The sequence below is a fragment of the Sphingomonas sp. Leaf357 genome (genome assembly GCF_001423845.1).
In the GTDB taxonomy this organism is placed as follows: domain Bacteria; phylum Pseudomonadota; class Alphaproteobacteria; order Sphingomonadales; family Sphingomonadaceae; genus Sphingomonas.
Genome location: NZ_LMPM01000002.1, coordinates 387,238 through 402,805 on the forward strand (window position 1 = coordinate 387,238; position 15,568 = coordinate 402,805).

15 protein-coding genes are annotated in these 15,568 nt (G+C 65.9%); all 15 read right to left on the bottom strand.

Annotation, left to right across the window (positions count from 1 at the left end):
* Positions 1-154 precede the first annotated feature (154 nt).
* The gene (locus ASG11_RS14870) at positions 155-1,363 is read right to left on the bottom strand and encodes an ABC transporter permease (protein WP_055781798.1); all 1,209 of its coding nucleotides are present in this window, start codon (positions 1,361-1,363) and stop codon (positions 155-157) included.
* A 154-nt stretch (positions 1,364-1,517) separates the two neighbouring features.
* On the bottom strand, positions 1,518-2,261 hold the full coding sequence (locus ASG11_RS14875; protein WP_055782761.1) for an ABC transporter ATP-binding protein: 744 nt from the start codon (positions 2,259-2,261) through the stop codon (positions 1,518-1,520).
* Complete coding sequence (locus ASG11_RS14880) at positions 2,251-3,657, bottom strand: efflux RND transporter periplasmic adaptor subunit (protein ID WP_055782765.1); 1,407 nt, start codon at positions 3,655-3,657, stop codon at positions 2,251-2,253. Before ASG11_RS14880 ends, ASG11_RS14875 begins: the two co-directional genes overlap by 11 nt.
* 4 nt (positions 3,658-3,661) lie before the next feature.
* Positions 3,662-5,116, bottom strand: a complete 1,455-nt coding sequence (locus ASG11_RS14885) for an efflux transporter outer membrane subunit (protein ID WP_055781801.1) — start codon at positions 5,114-5,116, stop codon at positions 3,662-3,664.
* A gap of 203 nt (positions 5,117-5,319) precedes the next feature.
* Positions 5,320-7,437, bottom strand: coding sequence for an acetyl-CoA carboxylase biotin carboxylase subunit (locus ASG11_RS14890; RefSeq protein WP_236697565.1), 2,118 nt, complete (start codon positions 7,435-7,437; stop codon positions 5,320-5,322).
* Positions 7,434-7,823, bottom strand: coding sequence for a lysozyme inhibitor LprI family protein (locus ASG11_RS14895; protein WP_055781807.1), 390 nt, complete (start codon positions 7,821-7,823; stop codon positions 7,434-7,436). The genes ASG11_RS14890 and ASG11_RS14895 overlap by 4 nt, the downstream gene beginning before the upstream one ends.
* Complete coding sequence (gene bioB, locus ASG11_RS14900; RefSeq protein WP_201781351.1) at positions 7,820-8,806, bottom strand: biotin synthase BioB; 987 nt, start codon at positions 8,804-8,806, stop codon at positions 7,820-7,822. Before bioB ends, ASG11_RS14895 begins: the two co-directional genes overlap by 4 nt.
* Before the next feature lie 131 nt (positions 8,807-8,937).
* Positions 8,938-9,318, bottom strand: a complete 381-nt coding sequence (locus tag ASG11_RS14905; RefSeq protein WP_236697536.1) for a lysozyme inhibitor LprI family protein — start codon at positions 9,316-9,318, stop codon at positions 8,938-8,940.
* Positions 9,315-11,456, bottom strand: coding sequence for a methylmalonyl-CoA mutase (gene scpA / locus ASG11_RS14910; protein WP_055781815.1), 2,142 nt, complete (start codon positions 11,454-11,456; stop codon positions 9,315-9,317). Before scpA ends, ASG11_RS14905 begins: the two co-directional genes overlap by 4 nt.
* A 115-nt stretch (positions 11,457-11,571) precedes the next feature.
* A complete protein-coding gene (locus ASG11_RS14915) occupies positions 11,572-12,354 on the bottom strand; it encodes an enoyl-CoA hydratase-related protein (RefSeq protein WP_055781818.1) in 783 nt (260 codons plus the stop codon).
* A complete protein-coding gene (gene mce / locus ASG11_RS14920) occupies positions 12,354-12,785 on the bottom strand; it encodes a methylmalonyl-CoA epimerase (protein WP_055782769.1) in 432 nt (143 codons plus the stop codon). Before mce ends, ASG11_RS14915 begins: the two co-directional genes overlap by 1 nt.
* Positions 12,785-13,324, bottom strand: coding sequence for a hypothetical protein (locus ASG11_RS14925; RefSeq protein WP_055781820.1), 540 nt, complete (start codon positions 13,322-13,324; stop codon positions 12,785-12,787). The genes mce and ASG11_RS14925 overlap by 1 nt, the downstream gene beginning before the upstream one ends.
* A 39-nt stretch (positions 13,325-13,363) precedes the next feature.
* Complete coding sequence (locus tag ASG11_RS14930) at positions 13,364-13,585, bottom strand: hypothetical protein (protein ID WP_055781823.1); 222 nt, start codon at positions 13,583-13,585, stop codon at positions 13,364-13,366.
* The gene (locus ASG11_RS14935; RefSeq protein ID WP_055781826.1) at positions 13,582-13,872 is read right to left on the bottom strand and encodes a hypothetical protein; all 291 of its coding nucleotides are present in this window, start codon (positions 13,870-13,872) and stop codon (positions 13,582-13,584) included. The genes ASG11_RS14930 and ASG11_RS14935 overlap by 4 nt, the downstream gene beginning before the upstream one ends.
* Positions 13,873-13,930: 58 nt before the next feature.
* Positions 13,931-15,457: an acyl-CoA carboxylase subunit beta gene (locus tag ASG11_RS14940; protein ID WP_055781829.1), complete on the bottom strand. Its 1,527-nt coding sequence runs from the start codon at positions 15,455-15,457 to the stop codon at positions 13,931-13,933.
* Positions 15,458-15,568: the final 111 nt, after the last annotated feature.

Here is a 15,568-nt window from a genome sequence, read left to right on the forward strand (position 1 = left end):
CCCCCATGATCGTCACCCCAGCGCAGGCTGGGGTCTCAGGCTTGGGGCAGCCGGCCTGCACAGCCGCATGAGACCCCAGCCTGCGCTGGGTGACGATAATGGTTGTGTTGGTCGTGGTAGCGTCGATGGTGACGAGGGTGCGAGGGGCGAGCCCCTACTCGTGCCGCAACGCGTCGATCGGGTTCAGCGCCGCCGCACGCCTTGCCGGGAAGTATCCGAACACCACCCCGATCACCGCCGAAATCCCGAACGCGATCAGATTGATCTCCGGCACGAACAGGTAATCCACCTTCATCACCGGGGCCAGGCTGATGATCGCGATCTGCGCGATGACCAGGCCGATCACGCCGCCGAGGCACGACAGCGCCACCGCCTCGACCAGAAATTGCAGCAACACCTCGCGCGCGACCGCGCCGATCGCGAGGCGGATGCCGATCTCGCGCGTGCGCTCGGTGACCGAGACGAGCATGATGTTCATGATGCCGATGCCACCGACGATCAGGCTGATCGCCGCCACCGCCGTTACGATACCGGTCAGCAGGGTGGTGGTCGCGGTCAGCGTGTCGGAGATCTGCTTGGTGTCGAAGATGTTGAAATCATCGTCCTTCGACCCGGTGATGTTGCGCCGTTCGCGCAGCAGATCGGTGATCGCGGCCTGCACCGTCGCGGTGGCATAGGCCGGATCGACGCCGACCAGCATCAGGCGGATGTCGCGATTGCCGGTGAAGCGGCGCTGCACGGTCTTGATCGGCATGATCACGACATCGTCCTGATCGCCGCCGAACCCGGCCTGCCCGCGCGTCGACAATGTGCCGATCACGTCGCACGAGACCGACCCGAGGCGGATGCGCCGCCCGACCGCCTGCCCGCCCCGGAACAGGTTCTGGCTGACCGTGCTGCCGATGATGCACACCGATTTGCCCGCCTGCTCCTCGGCCGGCATGAAACCACGTCCGGCGGTCAGCGGCCAGGGCTGGACCTGGAAATAGGCGCTGGTGGTGCCGTTGATCGTGGTCGACCAGTTCGCGCCGTCATAGATCGCGGTGGTGGTCGATTGCGCCTGCGGGGCGACGGCGGAAACTCCGGCGATCTGTTCGCGGATCGCGTCGGCATCCTCGGGCTTGAAATCGGGCGGACGCGGGCCGCCGCCGCCGCGGCCGAAGCCCTGCCCCGGGCGCACCTGCAGGATGTTGCTGCCGAGCGACGAGATCGACGATTGCACCGCCTTGGTCGTCGCGCGGCCGAGCGTGACCATCGTCACCACCGCCGCCACGCCGATGATGATGCCGAGCGCGGTGAGGATCGAGCGCAATTTGTGCCGCATGATCGAACGTAGCGCGAGGGTGACGGTGGTGCCGAACATTACTTGTCGCCCGCCCAAAATACCCCGTCATGCTGAACTTGTTTCAGCATCCAGGCGCGGTCAGCCGATCCACGCGCGCATCCAGTTTGGCGGGTGACCGCGCCTGGATCCTGAAACGAGTTCAGGATGACGGAACGTTTGAGGCACGCAAATCTCACAACGCCACCTCTTCGCCCTGGCGGTGCTGCGCCTCGATCCGTTCGACCAGCCCGTCCTTGAAATGCACCACGGTGCGCGCGAAGGCGGCCATGTCGGGTTCGTGCGTGACCATCAGCACGGTGATGCCGTTCTCGCGGTTGAGGTCGGTGAGCAATTGCATGATCTCGACCGAGCGTTCGGAATCGAGGTTGCCGGTGGGCTCGTCCGCCAGCAGCACCTGCGGCGACGTCACGATCGCGCGGGCGATCGCCACGCGCTGCTGCTGTCCGCCGGAGAGTTCCGCCGGGGTATGATCCCACCATTCCTTCAGCCCGACCTTGTCGAGCGCGGCCATCGCCGCGTCGCGCCGCGCCTGCTTGGCATCGCCGCGATAGAGCAGGGGCAGTTCGACATTTTCCAGCGCGGAGGTGCGGGCGAGCAGGTTGAATCCCTGGAACACGAAACCGAGATATCTGCGGCGCAGCAGCGCGCGCTGGTCGCGATCGAGGTTCTCGACATGATGGCCGCGGAATTCGAACGTGCCCGCGCTCGGCACGTCGAGACAGCCGAGGATGTTCATCGTCGTCGACTTGCCCGATCCCGACGCGCCCATCACCGCGACGAAATCGCCCGCCGCGATATCGAGGTCCACGCCCTTCAGCGCCTGGAACGCGGTGGCGCCCTGCCCATAGGTCTTGGTCACCCCGCGCAGGCGGATGATCGGCCCGGTCCCGGAAAAGGCGCCGGCGTCAGTTGCCACTGCGCTGTCCGCCGCCCGATCCGCCGCCACCGGCACCGGCACCGCCGCCGCCCGAGCGCCGGCCGCCGCCGCGCTTCGCCTCGACGCCGTTGGCCAGTTGCCCGGTGATCACCTCCATGCCGGGCTTCAGATCGCCGCCGGTCACTTCGGTGACCGAGCCGTTGGTCTCGCCGGTGACGACGCTGATCGCCTTGGGCTTGCCGGTCTCGTCCTTGACGTAGACCGTCTGGGTCGCGCCGCGCCCGACCGTCGCGGTGCGCTCCTGCCCACCGCGGCGCGGGCGGAAGGTGAGCGATCCGGCGATCCCGCCACCGCCGCTGCCCGATGCGCCGGCGTTCGGATCGACCGGCTTGAAGCGCAAGGCGGCGTTGGGCACGAGCAGCACGTTGGTCTTGGCGGTCGTCACGATATCCGCCGTCGCGGTCATGCCGGGGCGCAATTGCTGGTTCGCGTTCGCGACGCTCAACGTCGCGGCATAGGAGACGACGGTGTTGGTCGTCGTGCTGCTGGTGGTCGTGCTGGTCGAGCTTTGCGCGCTCAGATTGGAGCCGAGATCGACCCGGGTGATCGTCGCCGGAAAGGTCTTGCCGGGGAACGCATCGACGGTGAAGGTCGCCGCCTGGCCCTGCTTGACCGCGCCGACATCGGCCTCGTCGATCGCCACTTCCAGCTTCATTGCCGACAGATCCTGCGCGATGACGAACAAGGTCGGCGTGCTGAACGACGCGGCGACGGTCTGGCCCGGCTCGATCTGGCGCGCCAGCACCACGCCGTTGACCGGCGAGCGGATCACCGTCTTCACCAGCTGGGTCGCGTTGGACGAGAGCGTCGCCTGGGCCGACTGGACGTTGGCCTGCGCGGCGCGCAGGTTTGCGACGCCGCGCGCCTGTTCGGCGACGGCGGTGTCCAGCTCGGTCTTGGCCGGTACGCGGCCGTTCGACAGGCGGCTGACCTCGCGGTAGCGCGCCAGCGTCGCATTGGCCTGCGCCAGCGTCGCGCGTGCTTGCTCGACGGCGGCGACGTTCGCGGCCAACGCGGCCTTGCTCTGGTTCACCGTATCCTGAAAGCGCGAGGGATCGACCAACGCGAGCGGCTGGCCCGCCGTGACGCGATCGTTCACGTCCACCACCACCTTGGTGACGAGGCCCGACAGCTCCGACCCGACATCGACCTGATTGGTCGGGGCGAGCTTGCCGGTCGCCGACACGGTCACCTGGAACGAGCCCTGCGACACCTTCTCGGTCGAATATTCCACCGCGTTGCCGCCGCCGAAGCAGCTTTTCAGCAGCAACAGCAGCAGGACCACGCCGATCGCGACCACGACCCATTTCACGTAGCGCCGCCACGCCGGCACCGGCTTCGTGCCGAGAAATTCGTCGAGGTTGGAATCGGCCATCGTGTTACCCTTGCGGCGCTTGCGGTGCACCGGCCGCGGCATTCCAGCCACCGCCGAGCGCGAGATAGAGCTGAATCACCGCCGTCGCCTGATCAGACTGGGCCTGGGACAGGCCGTTGCGCGCGCTGAGCAGGCTGCTTTCGGTGGTGTTGAGCGTGGTGAAATCGGTCAGGCCGGCGCGATACTGGCTGCGCGACAGGATCGCGGAATTGTTCGCCGCGTCCAGTGCGATGGTGAATTGCGCGGCGCGGCGCTGCGCGGCGTCCAGCGCGACCACGGCATTCTCGACATCCTCCAGGCCGGTCAGCACGGTCGACTTGTACAAGGCGAACGAGCCCTCGGCCGCCGCTTCGTTGGCGCGGACCTGCGCGCGCAACCGCCCGCCATTGAAGATCGCCTGGGTCAGACCGGCGAACAATTGCCCGGCGATCTGATCGAACAGCCCGCCGATCACCGTCGCGTTGGTGCTGACCGATCCGCTGATCGCCAGCGCCGGATAGAGCGCCGCCTTGGCGACGCCGATCTGCGCGGTCGCGGCGGCGAGGTTGCGTTCGGCCGCGCGCACGTCGGGCCGGTTGCGCAAGGTGTCGACGGGGATGCCGACCGCGATGTTCGCCGGGCCCTTGGGAATCGGCCTCACCGCTTCCAGATCGGCCTTCAGCGCCCCCGGAGCCTGGCCGGTCAGCACGCCGAGGCGCGAGACCGCGGCGTTGTAATTCTGTTCGATCGTCGGGATCGTCGCGGCGGTCTGCGCCCGCTGCGTCCGCGCCTGTTCGCTGTCGAGCGAGGAGACGAGGCCGGCCTGCACGCGGAAACCGGCGATCTCGAGATTGTCGTCCTGAATGCCAAGCGAGTTTTTGGCGTTGGCCAGCTGCGCCTGATACAATCGCGCCAGCACGTAATTCCGCGCCGCCTCCGCCGCGGTCGAAATCTGCACCGTGGCGAGATCGTAGCCGCTGGCGGCATATTGCGCGGAGGTCGCCTCGACCGTGCGGCGCACCTCGCCGAACAGGCCGACCTGATACGATACGTCGCCACCGACCGAGAAGCTGTCGCCCGTTCCGCGCGAGATGTTCGTCACCGTGCCGTCCGGCAGCGTCACCGAACTCGCGCCCGCCAAATCGAACGAGCGCGAATAGCCCGCCGACGCGCCGACCGTCGGCAGCAATTGCGCGCGCGATTGCTTCAGGCTCTCGCGCGCCTGCCGCAGTCGCGCGACCGCCTGGGCAATATCGAGATTGTTGGTCCGCGCCTGCTCCACGATGCGCGCGAGCAGCGGATCGTCGAAGCGGTTCCACCACGCCGAGATATCCTCGGGCGCCTGCGCCGGCACGTTGACCGAATAGCCCTCCGGCACGCCCAGAGCGGAGGGGGCGGCCGGGCGATAGTCCGGCCCGACCGTGCACGCCGCCAAAGCCGTGGATGCGCCGAGCGCCAGCAACAGTCTGTTACGAACCATGCAGGTGAGATGGCAAGCGCGCGCGCCAGCGTCCACCGATTTATTGTCGCAATTTGTACGTCGTCCGAGACGTCTTCAGCGAACGCTCACCCCCAATACCGTCTGTCCTGAGCCTGTCGAAGGACTGTCTTTCCTTTCGACTGCCGACCAGAAGGACAGTACTTCGACAAGCTCAGCACGGACGGGTTTTTTGGGTCGCTAAACTATTCCATCTCCAAAATCACCGCGTCCACCGCCAGACTATCGCCCGGCTGGGCGTTCACCGATTTGACCACGCCCGCTTTCTCCGCGCGCAGGATGTTCTCCATCTTCATCGCCTCGACCACGGCGAGCGGTTGCCCGGCCTCCACCTTGTCGCCCGCGCCGACATCAAGCCGCATCAGCAACCCCGGCATCGGGCAAAGCAGGAATTTCGACAGATCGGGCGGAATCTTCTCGATCAGGTGTCGCGCATAGGGCGCGATATGCGCCGGCAGCACGCGCGCCTGATGCGATGCGCCGCGCGTCGTCAGCCTGAAGCCGCCGCGCGTCCTGGCGATGCGCACGATCAGTTCCTCTTCGCCCACCTCCGCCACGACGACACGGTCGCCCGGCGTGTATTCCAGCGCGATGTCGAGATCCTCGCCATCCACCGTCACCCCGTCGGTCGAGATCGAAACGGCGTGTTCGGCATCGCCGATCTTCACCGCCCAATCGGCCGGCGGGCGCAGCCGCTTGCCGAGTTGCCCGTCGATCCGGCGCGCGCGATCCGCCTCGGCGGTGGCGGCGAAGGCGGCGATCGCGGAAAGGCTGCGGATCAGATCGACATCGGCCGGTGCGCCATGGAAGCCCTCCGGATATTCCTCAGCGATGAACCCGGTCGTGATTTTGCCCGAGCGGAAGCGCGGATGCTGCATCAGCGCGGAGACGAAATCGATATTGTTGCCCGGCCCGTCGATCTCGAACGCATCCAGCGCCGCGATCTGCGCATCGATCGCGCCCTCGCGGGTCGGTGCCCAGGTGATCAGCTTGGCGATCATCGGATCGTAAAACATGCTGACCTCGCCCCCCTCGCGCACGCCGTCGTCGACGCGGACGTAGGGCTCCCTTTCTTCTCCCCTCCCACTTGCGGGAGAGGTCGGAGGAGGGCCTGCCAGAAGATCGGACGCGGCGTTTTCGGCACTGCCCTCCCCTAGCCCCTCCCGCAAGCGGGAGGGGGATATGTACGGCGTCTCCACGCTCTCCGGCGGCGAATAGCGCACCAGCCGCCCGATGCTCGGCAGGAAGCCGCGATACGGATCCTCGGCATAGACCCGGTTCTCGATCGCCCAGCCGGTCAGCGTCACATCGTCCTGCGTGAAACCCAAGGGCTCGCCGGCCGCGACGCGGATCATCAGTTCGACCAGATCGAGTCCGGTGATCGCCTCGGTCACGGGATGCTCGACCTGAAGCCGCGTGTTCATCTCGAGGAAGTAGAACCCCTCGCCGCTCGTATCCGCGCCCGACACGATCAGCTCGACCGTCCCGGCGCTGAAATACCCCACCGCGCGTGCCAGCGCGACCGCCTGTTCGCCCATCGCCTTGCGCATCTTGGGCGTTACGAACGGCGAAGGCGCTTCCTCGACCACCTTCTGGTGGCGGCGCTGGATCGAGCATTCGCGCTCGCCGAGATAGACGATGTTGCCGTGTTGATCCCCCATCACCTGGATCTCGATGTGGCGCGGGCTTTCGATGAACTTCTCGATGAACACGCGGTCGTCGCCGAACGACGCCAGCCCCTCGCGTTTCGTCGCCTCGAAGCCCTCGCGCACGTCCTGCTCGCTATAGGCCAGCCGCATGCCCTTGCCGCCGCCGCCGGCGCTTGCCTTCATCATCACCGGATAGCCGATATCGGTGGCGATCCTCACCGCCTCCTCGGTGTCGGCGATCTCGCCCAGGAACCCCGGCACGACGTTGACGCCCGCGTCTCGCGCGAGTTTCTTGGATTCGATCTTGTCGCCCATCGCGGCAATGGCGTTCGGCGGCGGGCCGACAAAGGCGATACCGGCCTCGGCACAGGCCCTGGCGAAACTCTCGCGCTCGCTCAGGAAGCCGTAGCCCGGATGGATGCAATCCGCCCCCGTCTCCTTGGCCGCCAGCAGGATCAGATCGGCGAGCAGATAGCTCTCCCCCGCCGGCGGCGGCCCGAGCCGCACGCTCTCATCCGCCATCAGCACATGCGGGCTGCGCGCATCGGCATCCGAATAGACCGCGACGGTGGCGATCCCCATCTTCTTGGCGGTGCGCATGACACGGCACGCGATCTCGCCGCGATTGGCGACCAGGATTTTCTTGAACATCAGTTTTCCCTGAAACCTGCAGCTATGTCTTGAAGTTGCTTGATCCGCTGCAGTGTCAATTCGGCCTCGCACCGTCCGACGATGACGTTCTCCAGCGAACCGCCCTGTGCATAGTCGCCCTCCAGCGGACATTGCGCGTTGCGATACTTCAGCCACGCTCGCTGGGAGGCCAGCAAATCAGCCGCAGCGCTTGCATGCGATTTGTGCGGCGTAGCGCTGAAAACTCTGTCGGCTTCACGCGCGGCCTCGAGTATGTCGGGCCAAACTTTGTTAAGTCGGGCGTCGGCTGCTCGCCCTGCCTCGTACCAACATTCCGCGGCAGCGAGATCGCCATCGCGGTCGTCGCACATCGGCACCTGCACGGCGAGAAGGAGCGACGACAGGATCACGCCGCAGCCACTCGCATCGGCTCCGCGCCGGTCATCGCGCGCAGCCCGAGTTTCGCCATCAACGCCGCGTCCGCGCTGTCGCCGCGATTGCCCGCGGTCAGCAACTTGTCGCCGGTAAAGATCGAGTTCGCCCCGGCCATGAAGCACAAGGCCTGAGTCGCCTCGCTCATGCTCTCGCGCCCCGCCGACAGGCGTACCATGCTCAGCGGCATCGTGATCCGCGCAACGGCGACGGTGCGGACGAATTCGATATCGTCGATCTTGGCCAGCGGCGTGTCGGCGAGCATGTCGCCCAGCACCGTGCCCTTCACCGGCACCAGCGCGTTGACCGGCACGCTTTCCGGATGGCGCGGCAGCGTGGCCAGCGCGTGGACGAAGCCGACCCGGTCTTGCCGCGTCTCGCCCATCCCGACGATGCCGCCGCAGCACACGTTGATCCCGGCCTCGCGCACATGCTCCAGCGTATCGAGCCGCTCGGCGAAGGTGCGCGTGGTGATGACCTGGTCGTAGCGTTCGGGCGAGGTATCGATGTTGTGATTGTAATAATCCAGCCCCGCATCGGCCAGCATCTCGGCCTGGGACGGCGTCAGCATGCCGAGCGTCATGCACGTCTCCAGCCCCATTTGGCGCACGCCCTTCACCATCTCGACGATCGCGGGCATGTCGCGGTCCTTGGGGTTGCGCCACGCGGCGCCCATGCAAAAACGCTGCGATCCGGCATCCTTGGCCTGCGCCGCCATCTGCAACACCGCGCGAGGGTCCATCAGCTTGGTCGCCTTGACGCCGCTGTCGGCGGATTTGGATTGCGAACAATAGCCGCAATCCTCCGGGCAACCGCCGGTCTTGATCGACAGCAATGTGCAGAGTTGCACCTCGCCGGCGGCGTGATGCGCGCGGTGCACGGTCTGCGCGCGGAACATCAGGTCGTCGAAGGGCAGATCGAACAGGGTGGCGATTTCGGCGCGGGTCCAATCGGTGCGCATTGCATCCGTCATGCCGGCGGAGGCGGGGATCCCGCTGCCTTCCTGCGTGTTGTGATCGGTCGAAAAAGAAGAAGAAGCGGGATCCCCGCCTTCGCGGGGGTGACGTGATTGCGAGGCAGTCATCATGTCATTCAACGCCGCCACTCCAGCTTGCGCAATTGCGCCGTCCGCTCGCCCGTCAGCCGGGTCTTGCACTGCGCCATCGCCATGCCCTGCAGCGATCCACCGGCGAATTCGCCGCCCTCGATCACGCACTCAGTATCGCGGAACTTCAACCAGGCGCGCTGGCTTTCGAGCAAGGCGCCGGCATAGCCGAATCCGCCGCCGCGCGAGGTGTCCGCCGCATCGCGCGCCTTCATCCGCGCATAGGTCGTCTTCCAAACCTGCGCCATCGCGGCATCGGCCTTGGCGAAGGCGGCCCCCGCCTCCCCATTCATCTGCGTCTGGGTCTGCGCCACGGCAGGTGCCGCGATCAGCGCCGCGCCCATCATCATCGACCGGATCATCGTCATTCCGCAGCCTCTTCCACCGGCGGCATATTGTGCCCGAGCAATTTCAGCACCTCGCCCGCCGCGCTCACCAGGTTCGTTCCCGGTCCGAAAATCCCCTGCACCCCGGCATCGCGCAGAAACTGGTAATCCTGGGCCGGGATCACCCCGCCCGCGATTACCTTGATGTCGCTGCGCCCGGCATCGCGCAGATGCCCGATCAGCTCCGGGATCAACGTCTTGTGCCCCGCCGCCAGGCTTGACGCGCCAACCACGTCCACATCCTTCTCGATCGCCAGCGCCGCCGCTTCCTTCGGCGTCTGGAACAGCGGCCCCGGCACGACCTCGAAACCGAGATCGCCGAACGCCGAACTCACCAGGTTCGCGCCGCGATCATGCCCGTCCTGCCCCATCTTGGCGACGAACAGGCGCGGCTTGCGCCCCATGCGCTGCTCGATCGATCCCACGCCCTCGATCAGGCCCAGCCACTTGACGTCGAACTCGTGCGCGCCGCCATAGATGCCCGACACCGGCGTCGGATTGGTGCCGTAACGCCCGAACACGTCCTCCATCGCCTGGCTGATCTCGCCCAGCGTCGCACGCTGGCGCGCGCATTCGACCGCGAGGCCGAGCACGTTCTCGCTCCCCCGTGCACCTTCGCGCAGCGCATCCAGGGCGGCGGCGCATTTCGCCTCGTCGCGCCCGGCCTTGGACCGCGCGATGCGCGCGATCTGCGATTCCCTGACCGCCACATTGTCCACGTCGAGGATGTCGATCGCATCCTCCTCGGCCAGCCGGTATTTGTTGACGCCGACGATCACGTCTTCGCCCTTGTCGACCCGCGCCGCGCGCCCGGCGGACGCTTCCTCGATCATCGCCTTGGGCCAGCCGGCGGCGACCGCCTTGGCCATGCCGCCTTCGCTCTCGACGCGCTCGATGATCTCCCACGCTTTGTCGTAGAGTTCCTGCGTCAGGCTCTCGATATAATAGCTGCCGCCCAGCGGATCGACGACCTTGGTCATCCCGGTCTCTTCCTGAATCACGATCTGCGTGTTGCGCGCGATGCGGGCGGAGAAATCGGTCGGCAGCGCGATCGCCTCGTCCAGCGCGTTGGTGTGCAGGCTCTGCGTGCCGCCCAGCATCGCCGCCATCGCCTCGATCGTCGTGCGGATGACGTTGTTGTACGGATCCTGTTCGGTCAGCGAGACACCGCTGGTCTGGCAATGCGTGCGCAGCATCTTGCTGCGTTCGTCCTTCGCGCCGAGATCGGTCATCACGCGATGCCACAATTTGCGCGCCGCGCGCAGCTTGGCGACCTCCATGAAGAAATTCATGCCGATCGCGAAGAAGAAGCTCAAACGCCCGGCGAACGCATCGAGATCGAGCCCGCTCGCCATCGCCGCCTTGGCATATTCGCGGCCGTCGGCGATCGTGAAGGCCAGTTCCTGCAACTGCGTCGCCCCGGCCTCCTGCATGTGATAGCCGGAGATCGAGATCGAGTTGAATTTCGGCATGTGCGCCGAGGTGTAGCCGATGATGTCCGAGATGATCCGCATGCTCGGCTCGGGCGGGTAGATGTACGTGTTGCGGACCATGAACTCCTTGAGGATGTCGTTCTGGATCGTACCGTCGAGCAGGTGCTGCGGCACGCCCTGTTCCTCGCCCGCGACGATGAAGAAGGCGAGGATCGGGATCACCGCGCCGTTCATCGTCATCGACACCGACATCTTGTCGAGCGGGATGCCGTCGAACAGGATCTTCATGTCGTCGATCGTGTCGATCGCGACGCCCGCCTTGCCGACATCGCCGGTCACGCGCGGGTGATCGCTGTCGTAACCCCGATGTGTGGCAAGATCGAACGCGACCGACAACCCCTTCTGACCGGCGGCGAGATTGCGGCGGTAGAAGGCGTTCGAGGCTTCGGCGGTGGAGAAGCCGGCATATTGGCGGATCGTCCAGGGCCGCCCGGCATACATCGATGCGCGCACGCCGCGTGTGAACGGCGCGAAACCGGGCAGGCCGGGATCGATTTCGGCCACGTCCTCCGCGGTGTAGAGCGGCTTCACCTCGATGCCTTCGGGCGTCGGCCAGGTGAGATCCTTGCCCTTAACCTCCTTCGCGGCGGCGGCGGACCATTGGTCGAGGGAGGGTTTATCGGTCATTGCTTCGTCAAGTCCGTCATCCCGGCGAAAGCTCGGGCTTCATGCGGATGGCGCGCGACAGGAGCCGCGTGAGACCCCAGCCTTCGCTGGGGTGACGGGTTTGGCGTGACAATCATCACGCCCCCCGGAACACCGGCTTGCGCTTCTCGATGAAGGACAGACCGCCCTCCATCGAATCCGCCGTGCGCCGTGCGGCCCGCTGATTCTCCGCCTCGCGCAGCATCGCGGCGGGATAATCGTGCTCGAGCGCGTAGGTCAGCCCGCGCTTCATCAGCCCGAGCGCGATCGTAGGTCCAGACGCCAGCCGCTCGGCCAGCGCGAACGCCTCGGCATCCAGCGCATCGTCCGCCACCACCTTGTGGACCATGCCCCAGTCGAGCGCCTTGGCCGCCGGCACCTTTTCGCCCAGCATCATCATTTCCGTCGCGCGCGCACGCCCGATCAGGCGCGGCAGCATCCAGCTCGCGCCGCCGTCGGGTACCAGCGCGATATTGACGAACGCCTGTAGAAAATAGCCCGTCTCGCTCACCACGCAGAAATCCGCCGCGAGTGCGAGCGAACAGCCGATCCCTGCCGCCGGCCCACGCACCGCGCTGACCACCGGCACGGCCAGATCGGCGAACGCCGCCATGGTCGAATTGTAGTTCTGGGTCAGCGCCTCGAACGTCGCCTGCGCCGGATCGGCCGCGGCGAAGCTGCCACCCGCAACGTCGGCACCCGAGCAGAAGGCCCGCCCCGCGCCCGTCACCAGCACCGCGCGCGCGCCATTCAGGTTTGCGATCGCATCGCGCAGTTCGTCGAACAATTTCGGCGGCGCGGCATTCAATCGCTCGGGCCGGTTGAGCGTCAACACCAGTACGTCGCCGCGCTGCTCGCTCAGGATCATTTCATAGGCCATCAGTGACCCCCCTTCGGCGTTTCCATCAACTCGACTAGCAGGCCGCCGAAATCCTTGGGATGGACGAACACGATCGGCGTGCCGTGCGCGCCGACGCGGGGCTCGCCCAGTACCGTCGCACCCTTGGCCTTCAGGTCCGCCACCGCTGCGTGGATGTCCGCCACCTCGAAGCAGACGTGGTGCTGCCCGCCGGCCGGATTCTTCTTCAGGAATCCGGCGATCGGCGAGCTGTCGTCATACGGCTCGATCAGTTCTATCTGCGTGTTGGGCGCATCGATGAAGCACACCTTCACCCCCTGCGCGGGCAGATCGAACGGTTCGCCGATCTCCACCGCGCCGAGCAGGATGCGATACGTCTCGATCGACTTCGCGATCGAAGGCGTCGCGACTCCGACGTGATTGACCCTGCCCAGACCGGTGGCAGTCGGCATCATTTCTTCTTGACCGGCAACGGCGGCGGAACCTCACCTAGCGCGTACCCGCAGGCCGAAAGCACCTTGCGGATCGACGCATCGCTCGGCGGGCCGTCGAACGTCGCCAGAAAGGCGAATTTCGCTGCCGTCGTGGTCTCGACCTGAACCGCCTTCGCCTTGACCAAGAAACCGGTGAGCGCAGTCACGGCTGCGGCATCGGCGGTGTAGGCGACGCGCCCGCGGAACTGCCAGTCATAAGCGATCGCCGGGCCGGTATCGAAACGCAGCCCGACCGATTTGGGGGCGTAGGAGCCGTCTTCGGCGGGTTCCGCCAACGCCTGCTTGGCGACGAACTGTACCGACACGACGGGTTCCGCCCCCTTGTCGCACTTCACCGTCAGCCGCGACGAACCGTCGCGCGCGATCACCGCGGCCGAGGTCGATACGCTGCCATCGGCATTGGTTCGCTCGCGCGGCTCCCACGGAGCGGCCGCCGGCGCGGGGGCGGCCGGGGCGGGAGTGGCAGCCTGAGCCAGCAGAAGAAAAATTGGGATCATGCCATCACCTCGATCTGTCCAAAAAAAAGTAATCCCGGCTCATTCGCCGGTCCGGGGCTGAACGCCGCGTCCCGCAGCCATTGCGACGCCCTCGATCACACCTTCGAGGCGACTGACCCTGTCGCGCAACGTGCCATGCGCTTCGGCCAAGCGCGCAAGCCCTTCATTGAGATCGCCCAGGTCCCTGCCAAGCCCGTCCAACTGATCCTTGAGTGTCAGAACCGTCTTGATCACCCCGAATGCTTTCTCACCGGCGCTCATCTCCTTTCGCCCGCCAGAACCGCATCCACCGTCGCGCAGGTCCGCACGATATCCGCGCGCATCGCGCTGATCCTCGCCTTGATGTCGGCGACCGCGGCTTCTACCTCGGGCACGAGCAGCGCCAGCGCTTCCTCTTCCTCGTCACGCGCAGCTGCGGGCTGGGCGAGATAGCGGCTGGTCGCCTCGCGGACGACATGGCCGACGGACATGCCGCTATTGGCGGCGAACGCATCGAGCGCCGCCTTGTGATCGGGGGTGGTGAGAAAGGTGACACGTTCGGTTTGCATCGGCGATTGTCCTTCACATCACCTTATAATGCGAATGTCGCGGAGCGGTAACGCACGGTCACAGCGGAATGTTGTCATGCTTCTTCCACGGATTCTCCAGCGCCTTGCCACGCAGCTTGCGCAGGCCCAGCGCGATGCGGCGGCGGGTGGAGTGCGGCTGGATCACCTCGTCGATAAAACCCTTGCTCGCCGCGACGAACGGGTTGGCGAAGCGTGCCTCGTATTGCGCGGTCTGTTCGGCGATCTCGGCCGGCGTGCGGCCACGGAAGATGATCTCCACCGCGCCCTTGGCGCCCATCACCGCGATTTCGGCGGTCGGCCACGCATAGTTGAGATCTCCGCGCAGATGCTTCGACGCCATGACGTCGTATGCGCCGCCATAGGCCTTGCGCGTGATGACGGTGATCTTGGGCACGGTCGCCTCGGCATAGGCGAAAAGCAGTTTCGCGCCGTGCTTGATGATGCCGTTCAGTTCCTGCGACGTGCCCGGCAGGAAGCCCGGCACATCCACGAACGTCACGATCGGAATGTCGAACGCGTCGCAGAAGCGCACGAAGCGCGCGGCTTTCTTCGAGGAGTTGATGTCCAGGCACCCGGCCAGCACCATAGGCTGGTTGGCGACGAAGCCGACGCTGCGGCCCTCGATCCGCCCGAAACCGATGATGATGTTGCCGGCATGGGTAGGCTGCACCTCGAAGAAATCACCCTCGTCGACAACCTTCCGGATCAGTTCGTGCATGTCGTACGGCTGGTTGGCCGACGCCGGCACCAGCGTATCGAGGCTGTCCTCGCGCCGGTCCCACGGATCGGACGAAGGTCGCTCCGGCACCGCCTCGCGGTTCGAGAGCGGAAGGAAGTCCACGAAGTCGCGGGCCGCGAGCAGCGCCTCGATATCGTTTTCGAAGGCCACGTCAGCGACCCCCGACTTCGTGGTATGCGTCACCGCTCCGCCCAAATCCTCCTGCGTGACGATCTCGTTTGTAACGGTCTTCACTACATCGGGCCCGGTGACGAACATGTAGGAGCTATCCTTCACCATGAAGATGAAGTCGGTCATCGCGGGGGAATAGACGGCGCCCCCCGCGCATGGCCCCATGATCAGGGAAATCTGCGGCACGACGCCGCTGGCCAGCACGTTGCGCTGGAACACTTCGGCATAGCCGCCGAGCGACGCCACGCCCTCCTGAATGCGCGCGCCGCCGGAATCGTTGAGGCCGATCACCGGCGCGCCGACCTTCAGCGCCATGTCCATGATCTTGCAGATCTTCTGTGCATGGCGTTCCGACAGCGAACCACCGAACACGGTGAAGTCCTGGCTGAACACGAACACCAGCCGGCCGTTGATCGTGCCCGAACCGGTGACCACGCCGTCGCCCGGGATGATCTGGTCCTGCATGCCGAAATCGACGCAATTGTGCTCGACATACATGTCGAGTTCCTCGAACGATCCGTGATCGAGCAACACGTCGAGCCGCTCGCGCGCGGTCAGCTTGCCCTTCGAGTGCTGCGCGGCGATGCGCTTTTCTCCGCCACCCATCCGAGCCGCTTCGCGCTTGCGTTCCAGTTCGGCGAGGGTCGAGGACATAAGCAGACTCCGGATGAGCAGATGCGGACGTCTCTCTCCGCCCGTCGCCGCGCAAATGCAAATGTGAACTTGCGAAGTTGCGAATAGCGGGTTTGCGAAGTAACGCCGCTC

Bases quoted from the DNA above. Each gene is read 5' to 3' on its own strand.
- ASG11_RS14915 (WP_055781818.1), bottom strand. From the start codon at position 12,354: ATGGCCTATGAAATGATCCTGAGCGAGCAGCGCGGCGACGTACTGGTG.
- ASG11_RS14940 (WP_055781829.1), bottom strand. From the start codon at position 15,457: ATGTCCTCGACCCTCGCCGAACTGGAACGCAAGCGCGAAGCGGCTCGG.
- ASG11_RS14885 (WP_055781801.1), bottom strand. From the start codon at position 5,116: ATGGTTCGTAACAGACTGTTGCTGGCGCTCGGCGCATCCACGGCTTTG.
- ASG11_RS14930 (WP_055781823.1), bottom strand. From the start codon at position 13,585: ATGAGCGCCGGTGAGAAAGCATTCGGGGTGATCAAGACGGTTCTGACA.
- ASG11_RS14925 (WP_055781820.1), bottom strand. From the start codon at position 13,324: ATGATCCCAATTTTTCTTCTGCTGGCTCAGGCTGCCACTCCCGCCCCG.
- ASG11_RS14905 (WP_236697536.1), bottom strand. From the start codon at position 9,318: ATGACGATGATCCGGTCGATGATGATGGGCGCGGCGCTGATCGCGGCA.
- ASG11_RS14880 (WP_055782765.1), bottom strand. From the start codon at position 3,657: ATGGCCGATTCCAACCTCGACGAATTTCTCGGCACGAAGCCGGTGCCG.
- scpA (WP_055781815.1), bottom strand. From the start codon at position 11,456: ATGACCGATAAACCCTCCCTCGACCAATGGTCCGCCGCCGCCGCGAAG.
- ASG11_RS14870 (WP_055781798.1), bottom strand. From the start codon at position 1,363: ATGTTCGGCACCACCGTCACCCTCGCGCTACGTTCGATCATGCGGCAC.
- mce (WP_055782769.1), bottom strand. From the start codon at position 12,785: ATGCCGACTGCCACCGGTCTGGGCAGGGTCAATCACGTCGGAGTCGCG.
- bioB (WP_201781351.1), bottom strand. From the start codon at position 8,806: ATGCGCACCGATTGGACCCGCGCCGAAATCGCCACCCTGTTCGATCTG.
- ASG11_RS14935 (WP_055781826.1), bottom strand. From the start codon at position 13,872: ATGCAAACCGAACGTGTCACCTTTCTCACCACCCCCGATCACAAGGCG.